Here is a 15,421-nt window from a genome sequence, read left to right on the forward strand (position 1 = left end):
GTTGACGGGTCAGCGGGCGGCCTGGACGGCCTGGTCCTGGCGCTGGGCGGCATCGATGAAACGGGGTTCGATCCAGTCGGCCACCTGGAAGCCACGGCGGATCAGGCGCTCCTTGACGGCCAGGTCCACGCCCTGTTGCAGCAGGCCGACGAAACCGGCATCCAGGCGTGGGTCGAAGTAGTCGGCGAGGTTCTCCTCGGCCAGGTCGTCGCGCAGGATCGCCTTTGGCCAGTTGGCGGTGTTCGCCACCAGGTCCACATAGGCCTCGCGGTTGCGTTCGTCGCGCAGCCACTTCACCGCCTGCTCCTGGGCGTTGACCACCCGCTGTACCAGGTCGGGGTGCTGGCGGATGAACTCGCCGGTACCCAGCAGCACCGCCTGGGTGCTGCCGGCGCCTTTCAGGTCCCGGGAGTTGACCGGCAGCTCGACCAGCCCACGCTCGCGCAGCGACAGCAGGCTGGACAGGCCCCAGGTGGCGTCGATCTGCTTGGCGGCCAGGGCGGCGTTGGCCGCGTTGAAATCGAGGTTGATGACTTTCAGCTCACGTTCGGACAGCCCCTGGCTGGCCAGGGCGCTGGCGAACGACAGCTGGTTGGCGGTGCCGCGGAACACCGCCACGCGCTTGCCCTTGAGGTCCTGCAGGCTGTGGATGCCCGAGCCCGGCACCACGCCGAGGTAGCTCTTCACCCCACGCACCCCGGCCGACAACACGCGGGTGTCGAGGCCGTTGGCCTTGCCGATGATCGCGGCCAGGTCGCCCAGGTAGGCGAAGTCCGCCTGGCCGTTGGCCAGGGCCTCGTTGACCACGGGGCCGGCGCCCTTGAAGAAGCGCCAGTCGATACGGATGCCGTCCTTGGCGAACTCTTTCTCCAGCAGTTGCTGGTCGCGCAGCACATCCACCACGCCGCCGGCGCTGGGCTTGCTGCCGGCGCTGAGGTCGGGCACGGCGATACGGATCACATCCGGCTGGGCGGCATGGGCTGCCACGGGCAGGGCGCTCAACAAGGCGGCGAGCAACGGGCTGAGCAGATGGCGGAAGGCGGTTTTCATGGCAAGGCTCCTTGGCAGGCTGCCACCGGCGATGGCCGGCGCTATGGGCCAGAAGCTAGGCAGGTCCGGTTAGAACCTACAAAGATCAAAACTTCATTTTTTAGTAACCAGAAGACATAAACCAGGCGCCATGCGGGACGCCGGGCGGCTTGCAGAGCACGCATGGAAAATATGAGGAAAACGCAATGCCTCGGGGGTTTCGCATGCAACAGGCGCATGCTCTTATCTCTTGAATATCGTTTGTGAGTATTTTTAATTCCATAAACGAATAAACAAGGAATGGTTTGTTTGAGAGGTGCCTTGATGAGCGAAGTCTTGAGCGTAGGCCAGCGCCGTCGATGGAGGCCGCTACGCGGCCCTTTCGCGGCACAAGGCCGCTCCTACATACCGTGGGCCGTGCCGCTGGTGGTGGCGGCATTGTGGATTACCGCCAGCCGTGAACACTGGATGAGCGAGCAGATCCTGCCTGCGCCGTCGCTGGTCTGGCAGAGCGCGCTGGAGTATGGCTCCGGTGAGCTCTGGGGCCACCTGTGGATAAGTCTGCAGCGCCTGGTCTGGGGGCTGCTGGCGGGAATCGCCAGCGGCCTGCTGCTGGGGACCTGGCTGGGCGGATCGCGGCGAGCGCAGACCCTGGTGATGCCCACCTTCGTCGCCCTGGCACAGATCCCGACCCTGGCCTGGATCCCGCTGTTCATGCTGTTCTTCGGCATCGGCGAGCTGCTCAAGCTGGTGGTGCTGGTCAAGGCCGTGGTGGTGCCGGTCACGCTACATACCCTGGTCGGCGTGCGCGACGCCCAGCCCAAGCTGCGCGAGGCTGCCGCCGTCCTGCGCCTGCCCCCTCACCTGCTGTTCCTGCGCCTGCTGCTGCCCGCCGCGCTGCCGGCGTTTCTCGCCGGTGTGCGGCTGGCCCTGGCCACTGGCTGGACCTCGCTGCTGGCCGTGGAGCTGCTGGCGTCCAGCGAAGGCATCGGCTACCTGATGGTCTGGGGGCGGCAACTGTTCATGCTCGACCTGGTGTTCCTCTGCATCCTGGTGATCGGCCTGGTCGGCGCGCTGATGGATCGCGGCTTCACGCGCCTGGAGCGCGGCCTGTTGCACTGGCCGCAACCGGCCACGGGCGAACAGCTGCGCGGCCAGGTGCCACGCGGCTGGCAAAGCCTGCTGCTGCCTGCGGGGCTGTTGCTGCTGTGGCAGGCCGCCAACAGCCTTGGTTGGGTCGACGCCAACATCCTCACCTCGCCACTGGAGGTGCTGCGCAGCCTGTATGCGGGCCTGCTCGACGGCTCGTTGCCCGAGGCCCTGCGCTTGAGCCTGCAACGCACCCTGGCCGGGCTGCTGCTCGGCGGTGGCGCGGGGTTCGTGCTGGGCCTGCTGCTGGGCCTGTCAGCCAGCGCCGAGCGCCTGCTCGGCCCGAGCCTGTCGGCGCTGCGCCAGGTGGCGCTGTTCGCCTGGGTGCCGCTGCTGACCGCCTGGTTCGGCCTGGGTGAAGGCGCCAAGCTGGTGTTCGTCGCCCTGGCGGCGTTCTTCCCGCTGCTGATCGCCACCCAGCGCGGTATCGCCAGCCTCCCGCCGCAGCTCGGCGAAGCGGCCCAGGCCCTGCGTCTGGACCTGCCGCACCGGCTGCGTCTGCTGGTGCTGCCCGGCGCCGCCCCGGCGATCTTCGCCGGGCTGCGCCTGGCGCTGATCTACGCCTGGCTCGGCACCATCGGTGCCGAGTACTTCATGCCCTCGGACGGCGGTATCGCCAGCCTGATGATCGGCGCCCAGCAATTGTTCCGCATGGACCAGGTGATGGCCGCCATGGTCCTGATCGGCCTGGTCGGCGCCCTGCTCGGCCACCTCGGCCAACGCCTCGAATCGCGCGCCACGCGCTGGAGATCCGCATGAACGCCTTCATCACCCCGGCCCTGCACGCGGCCAACCAACCCGACGCCACGCCGCCACTGGTCAGTTTCGAGGGGGTCGGCAAGACCTTCAGCGTCGATGGCCAGCCGTTCGAGGCGATCCGCAACTTCGACCTGTCGATCAACGAAGGCGAGTTCATCGCCATCGTCGGCTCCTCCGGCTGCGGCAAGTCCACCCTGCTGCGCCTGCTGGTAGGGCTGGACACCGACTACAGCGGCACGATCCGGGTCGACGGCCAGCCGGTCGACGGCATCGGCGGCGAGCGCGGCATCGTGTTCCAGGAGCATCGCCTGTTCCCATGGCTGACGGTGGCGCAGAACATCGGCCTGGGGCTGGTCAACGAGACACTCACCCAGGGCGAGCGCGCCCGGCGCGTACACGAGTACGTGCAACTGGTGGGCCTGGTCGGCTTCGAATCGGCCTATCCGCACCAGCTGTCCGGCGGCATGGCCCAGCGCGTGGCCATCGCCCGTGGCCTGGTGGCCAGCCCACGGATCCTGCTGCTGGACGAACCCTTCGGCGCCCTCGACGCCCTGACCCGTCAACAGCTGCAGGACGAACTGCTGGCGATTCGCGAACGCTCGGGGATCACCATCCTGCTGGTCACCCACGATGCCGAGGAAGCCACCTACCTGGCCGATCGGGTGGTGGTACTGGAGCCGAGGCCGGGGCGGATCAAGGCGGTGGTGGAAATCGACCTGCCGCACCCGCGCCAGCGCACCGGCGTGGCATTGCATGGCTTGCGCGAAAAGGTCTTGCACCAGATCACCGGGGATGGCGGGTATCTCAAGCCTGCGGGACAGCGGGTGGAGGGGCTGCGGCCGGAGCTGATCGCACTGTGACCTGCACCAGCTGTCCCCCCGGGAAAAAACTCCACAGATCAAGGCCATGGACGCCACCGACACAGATGGGTATCATGCGGCCCGTTGCACTCGTAGCTCAGCTGGATAGAGTACTGCCCTCCGAAGGCAGGGGTCGTGGGTTCGAATCCCGCCGAGTGCGCCATGACATCAGCCGTCACCCGTGTGTTTTCACCGGTGCCGGCAAGCAAAAGCCCCGCTCAGATCGCTCTGGCGGGGCTTTTGCGTTTCCGGGCCTCAGCCCTGCACGATGATCTGGCCCTGCAGGTCTCGGACCATGGTCTCGATGACCGGCTTCATCGCCTTGAACTCCTCAGGCGTGCACACTGCCTTCGGGTGCTTGAACTGCATGCGGCGCTCGACCACCACGGCGTTGCCGTCACGGGTGTAACGGGCGCTGTAGTCGAAACTGCCTTCCTTCACGGCAACGGCCTTGGGCGTCGCCAGGACGGTGACCCCGGCCGGGAACTCGAAGCGCGACTGCTCCAGCGTTTCGTTGGAGATGCAGACGAAGCCCTGGGTGCGCTCGTTCTCGGTGGCAAAGCCATAGACTGACTGGGCGATGCCGCCCACCAGGCTGCTCAGGGCTGGCACGCCCACCGGGCCGGGCAGGTTCACCAGGTTCTCGGTATGGCCCTGGACCTGGCTGCGAAAGTGCTCCGGCGCTGCCGACGGCTGGATCAGGATCTTGCCGCTGCCCCGTTGCCCATAGGCATTGAGCACCTGCTCGACGATGCGATCGAGGTCCGTCGGTTTCATCGTCTTGGCGCCATAGCGGTTGACCTCGCTGGCCCAGCCTTCGATGGTCGAGTCGCCGGTGAAGTCCGCGGCACCCGTGTCCTTGACCTTGAACAGCATTTCACCGACCTGCTTGCCGAACTGGGTGGCCGGGGTCTTGCCGAACACGCCGGTGGCGGTCAGCAGCGTGGTCTTGTCCAGGTCCATCAGCGGCAGGTAACCGGCGGCCACCGACGGGTCGGTCGAATCCAGGTACAGGTCGAGGCTCGGCACATAGGTCAGCACATGGTTGAGCACACCGAGTGTCGGCACCTTCGGCAGCTGGTAGGCATTGCCGAGGTTGATCAGCGCCGGCGAGCTCTCGATACCCGCCGCCTTGAGCAGCGCCTCGAGCAGGGCCACATGGTCCTTGCAGTCGCCATAGCGGTTGTCGAGCACGCTCTGCGCCGCGTGCGGAACCACGCCACCGGCACCGACATAGACCGCCACGTAGCGGATGTTCTCACGCACCCAGTCGCTGAGCTTGAGCGCCTTGGCCCGGGCGTCGGGCAGGTTCGCCGTCAATTGTCCGGCCAACGCGGCAATGGCCGGTGTCACTTGCACGTCGGCGCGCGCCTGGTAGCTGGCGGCAAGCCCTGCGTAGTCCTTGAAGGTCGAGACCGCGAGGTACTGGCCATAGTCCAGGTAGGACACGGCGCTCGCCTCGATCCTGGCCCTGTCGGTCGGCACGAAGTCCCAGCGGTAGACCTTGCGGCCCTTGCCGGCCTTGGGCGTGGACGCCTTGAAACCACGGGCGTCGGCATACAGCGGCAGGTCCGCCGGCAGATCGTAGATCAGCGAGAACTGCTCCACGGGGTGAAATTCCGCCGCGGTGAGGTCCTCGAAATGGCCGGGGAACAGCGCGGTGGTGCGATGGCGCTTGTAGCGCAGCACCAGGCGGTCGCCGACGGCCACTTCCGGGAAGATCACCACCTTGACCCGGGAGTCCTGGAACATCGGCGCGTAGGTGGACGCCTGCTCCTGCTGCTCCTTGATCTGCGAGGCGTCGACCATGACCTTGCGCCCGTCGGGCTTCTGGGTGAAGGCCTGGTCGACCTCCAGGGTCTCGTACCCACGGTTGTAGCTCAGTGCTTGCTGGGCCTTGGCCTGGATGGCGCGCTCTTCGTTGATGCGCGAGACCGATTCGACCGTCACCTGGAAACTGCCGTCGCGCTGCACGGTGAAGGTCTGCACGACCTTTTCAAGGGTGACGGAGTGGTCGGTGCCATCGTCCCGAGCCTGGGCAGGCGCGATGCAGGCCAGGGTGAATGCCAGCACCCCGGCCAGGGGTGCAAGGTAAGACATGAACATGAGGATCCTTCTCTTGTGACACGAGGGTTATTACAAAAAACGCTAATGATACGCATTTTTATCATAAACCTGCAGGCCGCGCCGTATATGAACGCTTGCACGTTTGTGCAGAAAAGCACATTGCCAGCTCTCCCGTGCCGGTGGTCATTGGTGATAGCGTGGGCATCTTCCGTTTGCGTAAACGGTCACCCTCCACCCCTTGCAAAGGAATGCGCACCCCCATGCCATTTACCAAGCTATCCGCCGCATCGCTCCTGCTGGCCAGCGTGGCCATGTTCTCGATCCCGGCCCAGGCCAACCTCTCCCAGCAGCAGTCCGCCGCCATCATCAAGGCCTACGACGGCAGCGACCCGGCCGACTTCAAGCAGTTCCTCGGCAAGCTGGCCGGCAGCGACCTGGCCAAGGCCGACAAGCTGGACGACACCCTCAAGCTGTACCTGGCCGGCAAGCCGTTGAGCGCCGAACAGCAGGACGAGATCAGCCGCCTGCTGGGCCTGTACACCCGCATCAAGTACGGCAAGGCCGCCAAGGAAACCCTGCGCGAGCTGGTGGAGATCCCGACCGTTCGCAAGGACGGTGTACCGCAGCACGAGAATCCTGAGTTCATCAAGATCGCCGACAAGATCAAGGCCCTGGCCGAGGGCTTCGGCCTGACGTTCCGCAACATCGACAACCGCGTCTACGAGATCACCCTCGGTGAAGGCAAGGAAGTGATCGGCATCCACGCCCACGCCGACGTGGTACCGGTCACTCCGGACAACTGGAAGCTCAAGGACGGCACCAAGCTCGACCCGTTCAAGGTCACCCTGGTGGGCGACCGCATGTACGGCCGCGGCACCGAGGACGACAAGAACGGCATCGTCGTCGCGCTGTACGCGCTGAAGGTGGCCAAGGACGAGAAGCTGCCACTGGCGCGCCAGTTCAAGCTGCTGGTGGACACCACCGAGGAAACCACCGGCGACGCCATCCCTTATTACTTCGAACGCAACGCCACCCCCGACTACAACCTGGCGCTGGACGGCGGCTACCCGGTGGTAATCGCCGAGAAGGGCTATGGCACCGTCATGGCCACCTTCGCCAAGCGTGCCGGTGACGGCAAAGGCGCCGAGGTGATCAACCTCACCGGCGGCCTGGCCACCAACCAGATCCCCGGCAGCTCGGTGGCGACATTGACCGGCGACAAGCCGGCCGACCTGGCCAAGGCGCTTAACAAGGCCGGCGCGGCCTACGTCAAACGCCATGGCGGCGACTTCAGCATCGACGCCAAGGTCGACGGCAAGCAGGTGCTGCTCACCGTGACCGGCGTGTCGGCGCACTCCTCCGAGCCCGAGTCCGGGGTCAACCCGGTGGCGCGCATGCTCGACTTCCTCAACGGCCTGGGCAAGGACGTGCCGCTCAAGCACAACCATATCACCGACGCCGCCCGCTACGCCGCCGACAATTGGGGCCTGGACTACCTGGGCAACAAGCTCGGTGTCGGTTTCAAGGACGACTTCATGGGCCCGCTGACCACCTCGCTGACCTTCGTCGGCCTGGATGACAAGGCGCTGAAGCTGGCGGTGAACCTGCGCATTCCCAAGGGCAAGTCGCTCGATACCCTGAAGGGCGAGATCGCCGGCAAGCTCGATGACTGGAAGGCCAAGAGCAAGACCCAGGTGGCCTTCGACTACACCCTCGACGCACCGATGTACCGCAACCCCGAAGGCGAATGGGTCAAGGCCCTGCTGGCCGTGGCCAGCGAGAACCTGGGCATGAAGCACGAGTACGGCACCTCCGCCGGCGCCACCTCGGTGCATGACCTGCCCAACGGTGTGCAGTTCGGCCTGGCCATGCCGGACGTGAAGTACACCGGGCACAACGACAACGAGTTCAAGACCGTGGAGCAGTTCATGCTCGACCTGCAGGTCGTCAGCGAGATGGTGGCGCGGATCGGGCAGATGCCGAAGCTCTGATGACCCACTCGGGGCCGCGTTGCGGCCCCTTGCCGCGATGACGTTTTTCAATCACCTCGATGCCGTTTCCTGCATTGCCGTGCAGAGCGCTGTGCCGGATGCTTTATTTACTCCGACACGTCGCGTTTCCACCCACAGAGGCCCGTATGAAGAACGTCGAACAAATCCTCAAAGCCAAGTCCCAGCACCACACCGTCTACACCATCAACCCTGACGACTCGGTGCTGGATGCCTTGAGGCTGCTGGCGGAGAAGAACGTCGGTGCACTGCCGGTGGTGGAGAACGACCAGGTGGTGGGAATCGTCAGCGAACGCGACTACGCTCGCAAGCTGGTGCTCAAGGGTCGCTCCTCGGCGGCCACGCCGGTACGCGACATCATGAGTTCTCCGGTGGTCACGGTTGAGCCCAAGCAGAACCTCGAGTACTGCATGAACCTGATGACCAACCGCCATCTGCGCCACCTGCCGGTGGTTCACGAAGGCAAGCTGCTCGGGCTGCTGTCGATCGGCGACCTGGTCAAGGAAACCATCGCCGAACAGGCCAACCTGATCCTGCAGCTGGAGCAGTACATCCGCGGTGAATGAACCTGCTCAGTGATAGGCGCGCTCCAGCTCGTCCAGCTGATGGTCGAAGCTGCGCAGGCGCGCCGACCAGGTGTACACCAGCACTTCCAGGTCCCTGTTGAGCACGGCGGTGTTGCCGCCGTCACGGGCCGGCGCGTCGCACAGGTCCAGCTGGTAGCGCTCGCGGGCCATGGCCGTGGCCACGCTGGAAAGGTCGCGGGCATTGGCCAGCCAGTGATGGTGGTGGTCGTGCACTTCCCGGTCGAGCTCCCGGCACTGGCGCTTGAGGGCGTCCAGGCTCTGCTCCAGCGGCGTGCCCTTGAGCTCGCCCATCACCTCCTCGAAGGTGCGTCCGGAGTGCCAGTAGCTGCCCCAGAAATAACGGTCGAACACCGTCTCGACCCGACGCAGGGCGACCTTGGTGTTCCAGATGGTCAGCAACGTTCGTCCCTGGGCGACTTCGCGCCTGTTCAGGTGCAGCTGCTGCCAGGCGATCCACGCCAGGCCGCACAACGCCACCGCCGCGGTCACGGCGGCGGCGGCATAGAGAAACTGCACGGCCTGGTTCATCGTGTGGGTGTGCCGGATACCGTAGAAGTAGCCGGCGGTCAGGGTGCCCAGGATCGTCACGGTGCACCAGAAACCTGGTGCGTAGGGATCTTTCATCGCGCCATCCCCTCTTGTTTTCCCTGAGCATAGCAACGGCCCGATCACCCATCAGGTGCCGCTCGGCGCTTTATTGGCGGGGACGGCGCAGCGCCTCGTTGAGTTGGTCGAACAGCTCCGCCCAATCGGCGTCTTCAAGGATGCTGTCCCTGAGGAACGAGCGCTGGGACTCGTTCCAGAACGGCGCATCCACCAGCTTCACATCCCCCTTGAGCGGCGAATGGCTGGTGATGAACTGGTCGATGCCCAGCGCATCGTCCGGCAGGCCCAGTTGCTTGAACAGTTCGGAAAACTTGTGGATCGGCGCTTCCATGATTCACTCCTATGGCCGGGCCGGTCGTCCACGACGCCAGCCCGGCGTGGGTTGCGAGCATCAGCTCAGTTCGCGCACTTCGGCGTGCGGCACCAGTTTCAAGTATTGCTCCATGCTCATGTGGATAAGGTGATCGTGGTCACCTGCCTCGAGGTAGACATCACCTTGGCGGGTAAGGGTCCGGTCGAGCAGCATGGGAATGTTGTAGGCATCGCCCAGGGCCGGGATGGCGCCGCGTTCGCAATCGCCGAACAGGCTCGGCAGGTTGCTTTCGCGGGTCAGCTGCCAGGCGCCGGTCATGCGCACTTCGGTCATGTCCAGATGCCGGTTGGCCGGCAGCACGGCCATGATGTAGTTGCCATGGCGGTCATCGAGCATCACCGACTTGGCGACCCGCTCGGCGGGTACGCCGGCCGTGCGGGCCGACTCCAGGCTGGTGGCCGAATGGGGATGGGGAATGATGTCGTAGTCGCAGTTGGCCTGGTCCAGGCGCTGCTGAAGGGTCTTGGCCATACGCATGATGCACCTCCGGTTTTGCCCCCACCCTCAAGTTTAGGCCGTGGCCCGGCAGCCACGGCTAAACTTCAAGGACAGGTCCGCATGAGGTGACGACAGGTGATCGCCCGACGCTGGCGCGTGCTGCTGTTGCTGCTGATCCTGGGCTTCGCCCCGGGCGGCCAGGCCGCGCCCGGTGCCAACGTGTGGCTGCTGAGCGTCGACGACGCCATCGGTCCGGCCAGCGCCGACTACCTGCTGCGCGGGCTGGACCAGGCGCAGGCCCAGGGTGCGCAACTGGTGGTCATACGCCTCGACACTCCCGGCGGGCTCGACAGCGCCATGCGCCAGATCATCAAGGCCATTCTCGCAAGCACGCTGCCGGTGGCCACCTACGTCGCCCCGGGTGGCGCCAGGGCGGCCAGCGCCGGCACGTACATCCTCTATGCCAGCCACGTGGCGGCCATGGCCCCGGGAACCAACCTGGGCGCGGCGACGCCGGTACAGATCGGCGCACCCGGCAAGGACGAAAAGCCCGCCGCGAACAGCGAGCAGGACACCCTCGCCCGTAAACAGGTCAACGACGCCGCGGCCTACATCCGTGGCCTGGCGCAACTGCGCGGGCGCAACGCCGAATGGGCGGAGAAGGCCGTGCGCGAGGCGGTCAGCCTGTCGGCCAGCGAAGCCCAGCGGCTGAAGGTGATCGACCTGGTCGCCGCTGACCTGCCCGACCTGCTGCGCCAGCTCGATGGCCGGACGCTGACCGTCGCCGGCCAGCCAGCATCACTGCAGACCGCCGGCGCCAATGTGGTGGAGCACCTGCCGGACTGGCGCACTCGCCTGCTGGCGGTGATCACCAACCCCAGCGTGGCGCTGATCCTGATCATGATCGGCGTGTACGGCCTGCTGTTCGAATTCATGAACCCAGGCTCCGGAGTCGGCGGCGTGGTCGGCGGCATCTGCCTGCTGCTGGCACTGTACGCCCTGCAACTGCTGCCGGTGAGCCACGCCGGGGTGGCGTTGATCCTGCTCGGTGTGGCGTTCATGGTCGCCGAGGCGTTCCTGCCCAGTTTCGGGGTGATCGGCTTCGGCGGCATCGTCGCCTTCGTGGTCGGCGCGGTGATCCTGATGGACACCGACGCCCCTGGCTTTGGCATTCCGCTGACGCTGATCGTCAGCCTGGCGGTGCTGTCGGCGTTGTTGCTCGGCGGCGTGCTGGGCATGGCGCTGAAGGCGCGCCGACGCGCCCTGGTCAGCGGCGATGCCGGGCTGGTGGGCAGCCTGGTGACGGTGACCCAGGTACGCGCGGACAACCCGTTCTGCGGCTCGGTACAGGCCCAGGGCGAACAGTGGCAGGCGCAGTGCGCGACACCGCTGCAGCCGGGCCAGCACGTGCGGGTGACCGCCCGTCATGGCGTGACGCTGGAAGTCAGCGCCACTGCGCCCACGGCGCAAGGAGAGTAGACGATGTTCATGCAATTCGGATTCAGCGCCGTGCTGGTGCTGCTAGGCATACTGCTGCTGTCGGCCCTGCGCATCCTGCGAGAGTACGAGCGCGGCGTGGTGTTCCAGCTCGGGCGCTTCTGGCAGGTCAAGGGCCCGGGGCTGATCATCCTGATTCCCGGCATCCAGCAGATGGTCCGGGTCGACCTGCGCACCGTGGTGCTCGACGTGCCCTCCCAGGACGTGATCACCCGCGACAACGTCTCGGTCAAGGTCAATGCCGTGCTGTACTTTCGCGTGCTCGACCCGCAGAAGGCGATTATCCAGGTCGAGAACTTCCTCACCGCCACCAGCCAGCTGGCCCAGACCACCCTGCGCGCCGTGCTCGGCAAGCACGAGCTGGACGAACTGCTGGCCGAGCGCGAGCAGTTGAATTCGGATATCCGCGAGGTGCTGGACGCGCAGACCGACGCCTGGGGCATCAAGGTGGCCAACGTCGAGATCAAGCATGTCGACCTCAACGAGTCGATGGTCCGCGCCATCGCCCGCCAGGCCGAGGCCGAGCGCGAACGACGGGCCAAGGTGATCCATGCCGAAGGCGAGCTGCAGGCCTCGGAGAAACTGATGCAGGCCGCGCAGATGCTGGGCAAGGAGCCGGGGGCGATGCAGCTGCGCTACATGCAGACGCTGGGGTCGATCGCCGGGGACAAGAGCTCGACCATCGTGTTTCCGCTGCCGGTGGATCTGCTCAAGGGGCTGGTGGACAAGCAGCGCTGATGGGGCCTCTGGGAGGCCCCATCACGCGTCAAAGCGGCGCGCGACGCAAGGTAGCGAGGAACGTCGCCGCACCGATGAACAGCCCGGCAAAGGTACGGTTCAGGCGCTTCTGCTGCTTCGGCGTGCGCAGCAGGCGCAGCACCCGCGAAGCCAGCCCGGTATATCCAGCCATCACCAGCAGGTCGACGCTGATCATGGTCACGGTGATCGCCAGGTACTGCGGCAGCAGCGCCTCGTGCGGGTTGATGAACTGCGGCAGCACCGCCAGCATGAACACCAGCGCCTTGGGGTTGCTGACGTTGACCAGGAAGCCGCGGAACACCAGGCTCAGCGGCTTGCCGATCGGTCGTACGCCGGACTCGTCGCTCATGTCCATCGGCAGGGCTTGCCATTGCTTGTAGGCGAGGTAGACGAGGTAGGCGACGCCGAACCACTTGATGACCTGGAAGGCCGTGGCCGACGCGGCGAGGATGGCGCCAACACCGGCGGCGATGATGGCGATCTGCACGATCAGGCCCAATTGCAGGCCCAGGGCGTTCCAGTAACCACGCCAGAAGCCGTACTGCAGCCCACTGGACATCGAGGCGATTGCCCCGGCGCCCGGCGACAGGCTGATCACCCAGCACGCGGCAAAGAAGGCCAACCACGTTTCCATCGACATCGCACACCTCGCTCTAACAGCTTTTGCAAACCGCTAAGCTAAGGTGTTGGCGAAAAAATAACCAGTGGTTTTTCTGCTTGAAACGATCGCGGGGCAAGCCCGCGATTACAATGAGCAGCGCCCTGTCAGTCGCTCTCGATAGGTGCCTCGTGCAGGGCCACTGACGCCTCGGCGCCACGCCAACGGCGCACGGCCTTCTGGAAGAACTGGCTGTTCGGAACCTGCACCAGCGCCCCACCCGCCTCCGGCGTTTCCATCAGCGTGGTGTACAGCAGGTTGATGGCGATCACCCGGCCTTTCACCCCCGGCTTGTCGAGGGTATCGACCAGCTCGACCACATCGCCAATGCGAAACGGTCCGACGGTGAAGATCAGCACCGCGCACAGCAGGTTGGACAGCACGCTCCAGATGGCGAAGAACGCCACCGCCGCCACCGCGACGAAGCCCGACAGCGCCGTCCACAGCACCGTGGCGGACACCCCCATGCGCTCGAGCACGAACAGCAGCGCGCTGCCCATGATCAGCCAGCGCAGGGCGCCGCGCACCGGCACCATCAGTTCGTGCGGCAACGGGTAGCGCTCGCCCAGGCTGCGCAGGCCGCGTGCGACCATGCGCTGCAGGACGAAGGCGGCGATCAGGATCAGCAGGATCTGCAGCCCCAGCCAGAACGTGTCCATCCACTGCCCCGGCAGCAGCGAACGCAGCGCCTCCATCAGGACAGCGCCTCGAGCTCGGCCTGCATGCTTTCCAGCGTTTCCAGGGCTTCCATCCAGGCTTCCTCAAGCTCGCCTTCGCGTTGCTTGAGCTTGGTCTGGCGGGCCAGCAAGTCGCGCAGCTCATCCTTGCGCGAGGCCTCGTACAGACCGCTGTCGCCCAACGCTGCTTCGATCTCGGCCAGTTGCTGGTGCACCTGGTTGAGTTCGGTCTCCAGCTTGTCAGCCGCCTTCTTGTGCGGCGCCAACTGCTGGCGCAAGGCCGCGGCGGCCTGGCGCTGGGCCTTCTTGTCGGTCTTGTCCGGGTTCGCCGGCGTGCTGCTCACCGGCGCGTTGCGCTGGCGGTACTCGACCAGCCAGCGGCTGTAGTCGTCCAGGTCGCCGTCGAAGGTGTCGACCTTGCCATCGGCCACCAGCAGGAAGTCGTTGGTGGTGCTCTTGAGCAGGTGACGGTCGTGGGACACCACCACCACGGCACCGGCGAACTCCTGCAGGGCCATGGTCAGCGCCAGGCGCATCTCAAGGTCCAGGTGGTTGGTCGGTTCATCGAGCAGCAACAGGTTCGGCCGCTCCCAGGCGATCAGCGCCAGGGCCAGGCGGGCCTTTTCGCCACCGGAGAAATTCACCACCGGCTCGTCGACACGGTTGCCGTGGAAATCGAAGCCGCCGAGGAAGTCGCGCAGGGTCTGCTCGCGCTCGCCCGGGGCGATACGTTGCAGGTGCAATAGCGGGCTGGCCTTGTCGTCCAGCGAGTCGAGCTGGTGCTGGGCGAAGTAGCCGACGGCGAGGTTCTCGCCGCGCACCAGGCGCCCGGACAACGGCTGCAGCTCGCCGGCGAGGTTCTTGATCAGGGTCGACTTGCCTGCGCCGTTGGGGCCGAGCAGGCCGATACGCGCACCCGGCGCCAGCTGCAGCTTGACCTTCTCGAGGATGGCCTTGTCGCCATAGCCCAGGCGACCTTCGGACAGGTCGAGCAACGGGCTGGAAATCTTCTCCGACTCGCGGAAGACAAAGTCGAACGGCGAATCGACATGGGCCGCCGACAGCTCCTCCATGCGCTCCAGGGCCTTGATCCGGCTCTGCGCCTGGCGGGCCTTGGTGGCCTGGGCCTTGAAGCGGGCGATGTACTTTTCCATGTGCGCGCGCTGCGCCTGCTGCTTCTCGTAGGCCTGCTGCTGCTGCGCCAGGCGTTCGGCGCGGGTGCGCTCGAAGGCGCTGTAGCCACCCTTGTAGAGGTTGAGCTTGCGCTGCTCGACATGCAACACATGGTCGACCACTGCATCGAGGAAATCACGGTCGTGGGAGATCAGCAGCAGCGTGCCCGGGTAGCCCTTGAGCCACTCTTCCAGCCAGAGGATGGCATCGAGGTCCAGGTGGTTGGTGGGCTCGTCGAGCAGCAGCAGGTCGGACGGGCACATCAGTGCCTGGGCCAGGTTCAGGCGCATTCGCCAGCCACCGGAGAAGTCGCCGACGCGGCGGTCCATCTGCTCGTTGGTGAAGCCCAGGCCGGCCAGCAGCTTGCGCGCGCGGGCATCGGCGGTGTAGCCGTCGGCGCTGTCCAGCTCACTGTGCAGGCGCGCCAGGGCGGTGCCGTCGTGTGCCTGCTCGGCGGCGGCCAGCTCCGCCTGCACCTTGCGCAGGCGGGCGTCGCCGTCGAGCACATAGTCCACGGCGATGCGGTCAAGGGTGTCGACCTCCTGGCGCATGTGGGCGATGCGCCAGTCGCCGGGCAGCAGGCAATCGCCGGCATCGGGCGAAAGCTCACCGCGCAGCAGGGCGAACAGGCTGGATTTACCGGCGCCGTTGGCGCCGATCAGGCCGGCCTTGTGACCGGTGTGCAGGGTCATCTCGGCGCCTTCTAGCAGGCGCTGGGGACCACGCTGTAAAGTGAGGTTCGATAGTCTGATCATGATGGTCGCGGAGTCTACCAGCTTC

Annotated in this window: 14 protein-coding genes and 1 tRNA gene; 7 read left to right on the top strand and 8 right to left on the bottom strand. The window is 65.9% G+C overall.

Annotated elements, in window-relative coordinates; genetic code table 11:
• Positions 1–9: 9 nt before the first annotated feature.
• A complete protein-coding gene (locus ACVWZ5_RS04765) occupies positions 10–1,050 on the bottom strand; it encodes an ABC transporter substrate-binding protein (protein WP_028688585.1) in 1,041 nt (346 codons plus the stop codon).
• 303 nt (positions 1,051–1,353) lie between these two features.
• Here ACVWZ5_RS04765 and ACVWZ5_RS04770 point away from each other — a divergent pair, with 303 nt between their 5' ends.
• From ACVWZ5_RS04770 to ACVWZ5_RS04780, 3 genes are all read left to right on the top strand, one after another.
• Positions 1,354–2,937 (top strand): ABC transporter permease, encoded by a 1,584-nt coding sequence (locus ACVWZ5_RS04770; RefSeq protein WP_081100197.1) that lies wholly within the window; start codon positions 1,354–1,356, stop codon positions 2,935–2,937.
• Positions 2,934–3,797, top strand: coding sequence for an ABC transporter ATP-binding protein (locus ACVWZ5_RS04775; RefSeq protein ID WP_062572462.1), 864 nt, complete (start codon positions 2,934–2,936; stop codon positions 3,795–3,797). The genes ACVWZ5_RS04770 and ACVWZ5_RS04775 overlap by 4 nt, the downstream gene beginning before the upstream one ends.
• A gap of 86 nt (positions 3,798–3,883) precedes the next feature.
• Positions 3,884–3,960 (top strand) — tRNA-Arg (locus tag ACVWZ5_RS04780).
• A gap of 92 nt (positions 3,961–4,052) precedes the next feature.
• Here ACVWZ5_RS04780 and ACVWZ5_RS04785 read toward each other — a convergent pair.
• Positions 4,053–5,897 carry a DUF3857 domain-containing transglutaminase family protein gene (locus tag ACVWZ5_RS04785; protein ID WP_457340441.1) on the bottom strand — a complete coding sequence of 615 codons (1,845 nt, stop codon included), beginning with the start codon at positions 5,895–5,897 and terminating at the stop codon, positions 4,053–4,055.
• A 227-nt stretch (positions 5,898–6,124) separates the two neighbouring features.
• Between ACVWZ5_RS04785 and ACVWZ5_RS04790 the strand changes: the two genes are divergently transcribed.
• Positions 6,125–7,855 carry a dipeptidase gene (locus ACVWZ5_RS04790; RefSeq protein WP_062572450.1) on the top strand — a complete coding sequence of 577 codons (1,731 nt, stop codon included), beginning with the start codon at positions 6,125–6,127 and terminating at the stop codon, positions 7,853–7,855.
• A gap of 146 nt (positions 7,856–8,001) precedes the next feature.
• Positions 8,002–8,439, top strand: a complete 438-nt coding sequence (locus ACVWZ5_RS04795; RefSeq protein ID WP_050703295.1) for a CBS domain-containing protein — start codon at positions 8,002–8,004, stop codon at positions 8,437–8,439.
• A gap of 6 nt (positions 8,440–8,445) precedes the next feature.
• Here ACVWZ5_RS04795 and ACVWZ5_RS04800 read toward each other — a convergent pair whose 3' ends face one another.
• The 3 genes from ACVWZ5_RS04800 to ACVWZ5_RS04810 all read right to left on the bottom strand — a co-directional run bounded on the left by ACVWZ5_RS04800 (position 8,446) and on the right by ACVWZ5_RS04810 (position 9,916).
• Entirely contained in the window at positions 8,446–9,084 is a 639-nt protein-coding gene (locus ACVWZ5_RS04800) for a hypothetical protein (protein ID WP_028688591.1), read from the bottom strand.
• A gap of 70 nt (positions 9,085–9,154) precedes the next feature.
• Positions 9,155–9,397: a DUF2789 domain-containing protein gene (locus ACVWZ5_RS04805; protein ID WP_028688592.1), complete on the bottom strand. Its 243-nt coding sequence runs from the start codon at positions 9,395–9,397 to the stop codon at positions 9,155–9,157.
• Between the two features lie 60 nt (positions 9,398–9,457).
• A complete protein-coding gene (locus ACVWZ5_RS04810) occupies positions 9,458–9,916 on the bottom strand; it encodes an aminoacyl-tRNA deacylase (RefSeq protein ID WP_028688593.1) in 459 nt (152 codons plus the stop codon).
• A 96-nt stretch (positions 9,917–10,012) separates the two neighbouring features.
• Between ACVWZ5_RS04810 and ACVWZ5_RS04815 the strand changes: the two genes are divergently transcribed.
• Together ACVWZ5_RS04815 and ACVWZ5_RS04820 are read left to right on the top strand one after the other, a co-directional pair.
• The gene (locus tag ACVWZ5_RS04815) at positions 10,013–11,356 is read left to right on the top strand and encodes a nodulation protein NfeD (protein ID WP_186599634.1); all 1,344 of its coding nucleotides are present in this window, start codon (positions 10,013–10,015) and stop codon (positions 11,354–11,356) included.
• Between the two features lie 3 nt (positions 11,357–11,359).
• Positions 11,360–12,112, top strand: coding sequence for a slipin family protein (locus ACVWZ5_RS04820; protein WP_028688595.1), 753 nt, complete (start codon positions 11,360–11,362; stop codon positions 12,110–12,112).
• A 28-nt stretch (positions 12,113–12,140) separates the two neighbouring features.
• Here the strand turns inward: ACVWZ5_RS04820 and ACVWZ5_RS04825 are convergent, their stop codons facing one another.
• From ACVWZ5_RS04825 to ACVWZ5_RS04835, 3 genes are all read right to left on the bottom strand, one after another.
• Positions 12,141–12,773: a LysE family transporter gene (locus tag ACVWZ5_RS04825; protein ID WP_050703291.1), complete on the bottom strand. Its 633-nt coding sequence runs from the start codon at positions 12,771–12,773 to the stop codon at positions 12,141–12,143.
• Between the two features lie 125 nt (positions 12,774–12,898).
• Complete coding sequence (locus ACVWZ5_RS04830; protein ID WP_280071309.1) at positions 12,899–13,486, bottom strand: mechanosensitive ion channel family protein; 588 nt, start codon at positions 13,484–13,486, stop codon at positions 12,899–12,901.
• Positions 13,486–15,396, bottom strand: coding sequence for an ATP-binding cassette domain-containing protein (locus ACVWZ5_RS04835; protein WP_336196325.1), 1,911 nt, complete (start codon positions 15,394–15,396; stop codon positions 13,486–13,488). The genes ACVWZ5_RS04830 and ACVWZ5_RS04835 overlap by 1 nt, the downstream gene beginning before the upstream one ends.
• Positions 15,397–15,421: the final 25 nt, after the last annotated feature.

It is taken from the genome of Pseudomonas sp. TE6283 (assembly GCF_054060555.1).

Bases quoted from the DNA above. Each gene is read 5' to 3' on its own strand.
- ACVWZ5_RS04765 (WP_028688585.1), bottom strand. From the start codon at position 1,050: ATGAAAACCGCCTTCCGCCATCTGCTCAGCCCGTTGCTCGCCGCCTTG.
- ACVWZ5_RS04770 (WP_081100197.1), top strand. From the start codon at position 1,354: ATGAGCGAAGTCTTGAGCGTAGGCCAGCGCCGTCGATGGAGGCCGCTA.
- ACVWZ5_RS04775 (WP_062572462.1), top strand. From the start codon at position 2,934: ATGAACGCCTTCATCACCCCGGCCCTGCACGCGGCCAACCAACCCGAC.
- ACVWZ5_RS04785 (WP_457340441.1), bottom strand. From the start codon at position 5,897: ATGTCTTACCTTGCACCCCTGGCCGGGGTGCTGGCATTCACCCTGGCC.
- ACVWZ5_RS04790 (WP_062572450.1), top strand. From the start codon at position 6,125: ATGCCATTTACCAAGCTATCCGCCGCATCGCTCCTGCTGGCCAGCGTG.
- ACVWZ5_RS04795 (WP_050703295.1), top strand. From the start codon at position 8,002: ATGAAGAACGTCGAACAAATCCTCAAAGCCAAGTCCCAGCACCACACC.
- ACVWZ5_RS04800 (WP_028688591.1), bottom strand. From the start codon at position 9,084: ATGAAAGATCCCTACGCACCAGGTTTCTGGTGCACCGTGACGATCCTG.
- ACVWZ5_RS04805 (WP_028688592.1), bottom strand. From the start codon at position 9,397: ATGGAAGCGCCGATCCACAAGTTTTCCGAACTGTTCAAGCAACTGGGC.
- ACVWZ5_RS04810 (WP_028688593.1), bottom strand. From the start codon at position 9,916: ATGCGTATGGCCAAGACCCTTCAGCAGCGCCTGGACCAGGCCAACTGC.
- ACVWZ5_RS04820 (WP_028688595.1), top strand. From the start codon at position 11,360: ATGTTCATGCAATTCGGATTCAGCGCCGTGCTGGTGCTGCTAGGCATA.
- ACVWZ5_RS04825 (WP_050703291.1), bottom strand. From the start codon at position 12,773: ATGTCGATGGAAACGTGGTTGGCCTTCTTTGCCGCGTGCTGGGTGATC.
- ACVWZ5_RS04830 (WP_280071309.1), bottom strand. From the start codon at position 13,486: ATGGAGGCGCTGCGTTCGCTGCTGCCGGGGCAGTGGATGGACACGTTC.
- ACVWZ5_RS04835 (WP_336196325.1), bottom strand. From the start codon at position 15,396: ATGATCAGACTATCGAACCTCACTTTACAGCGTGGTCCCCAGCGCCTG.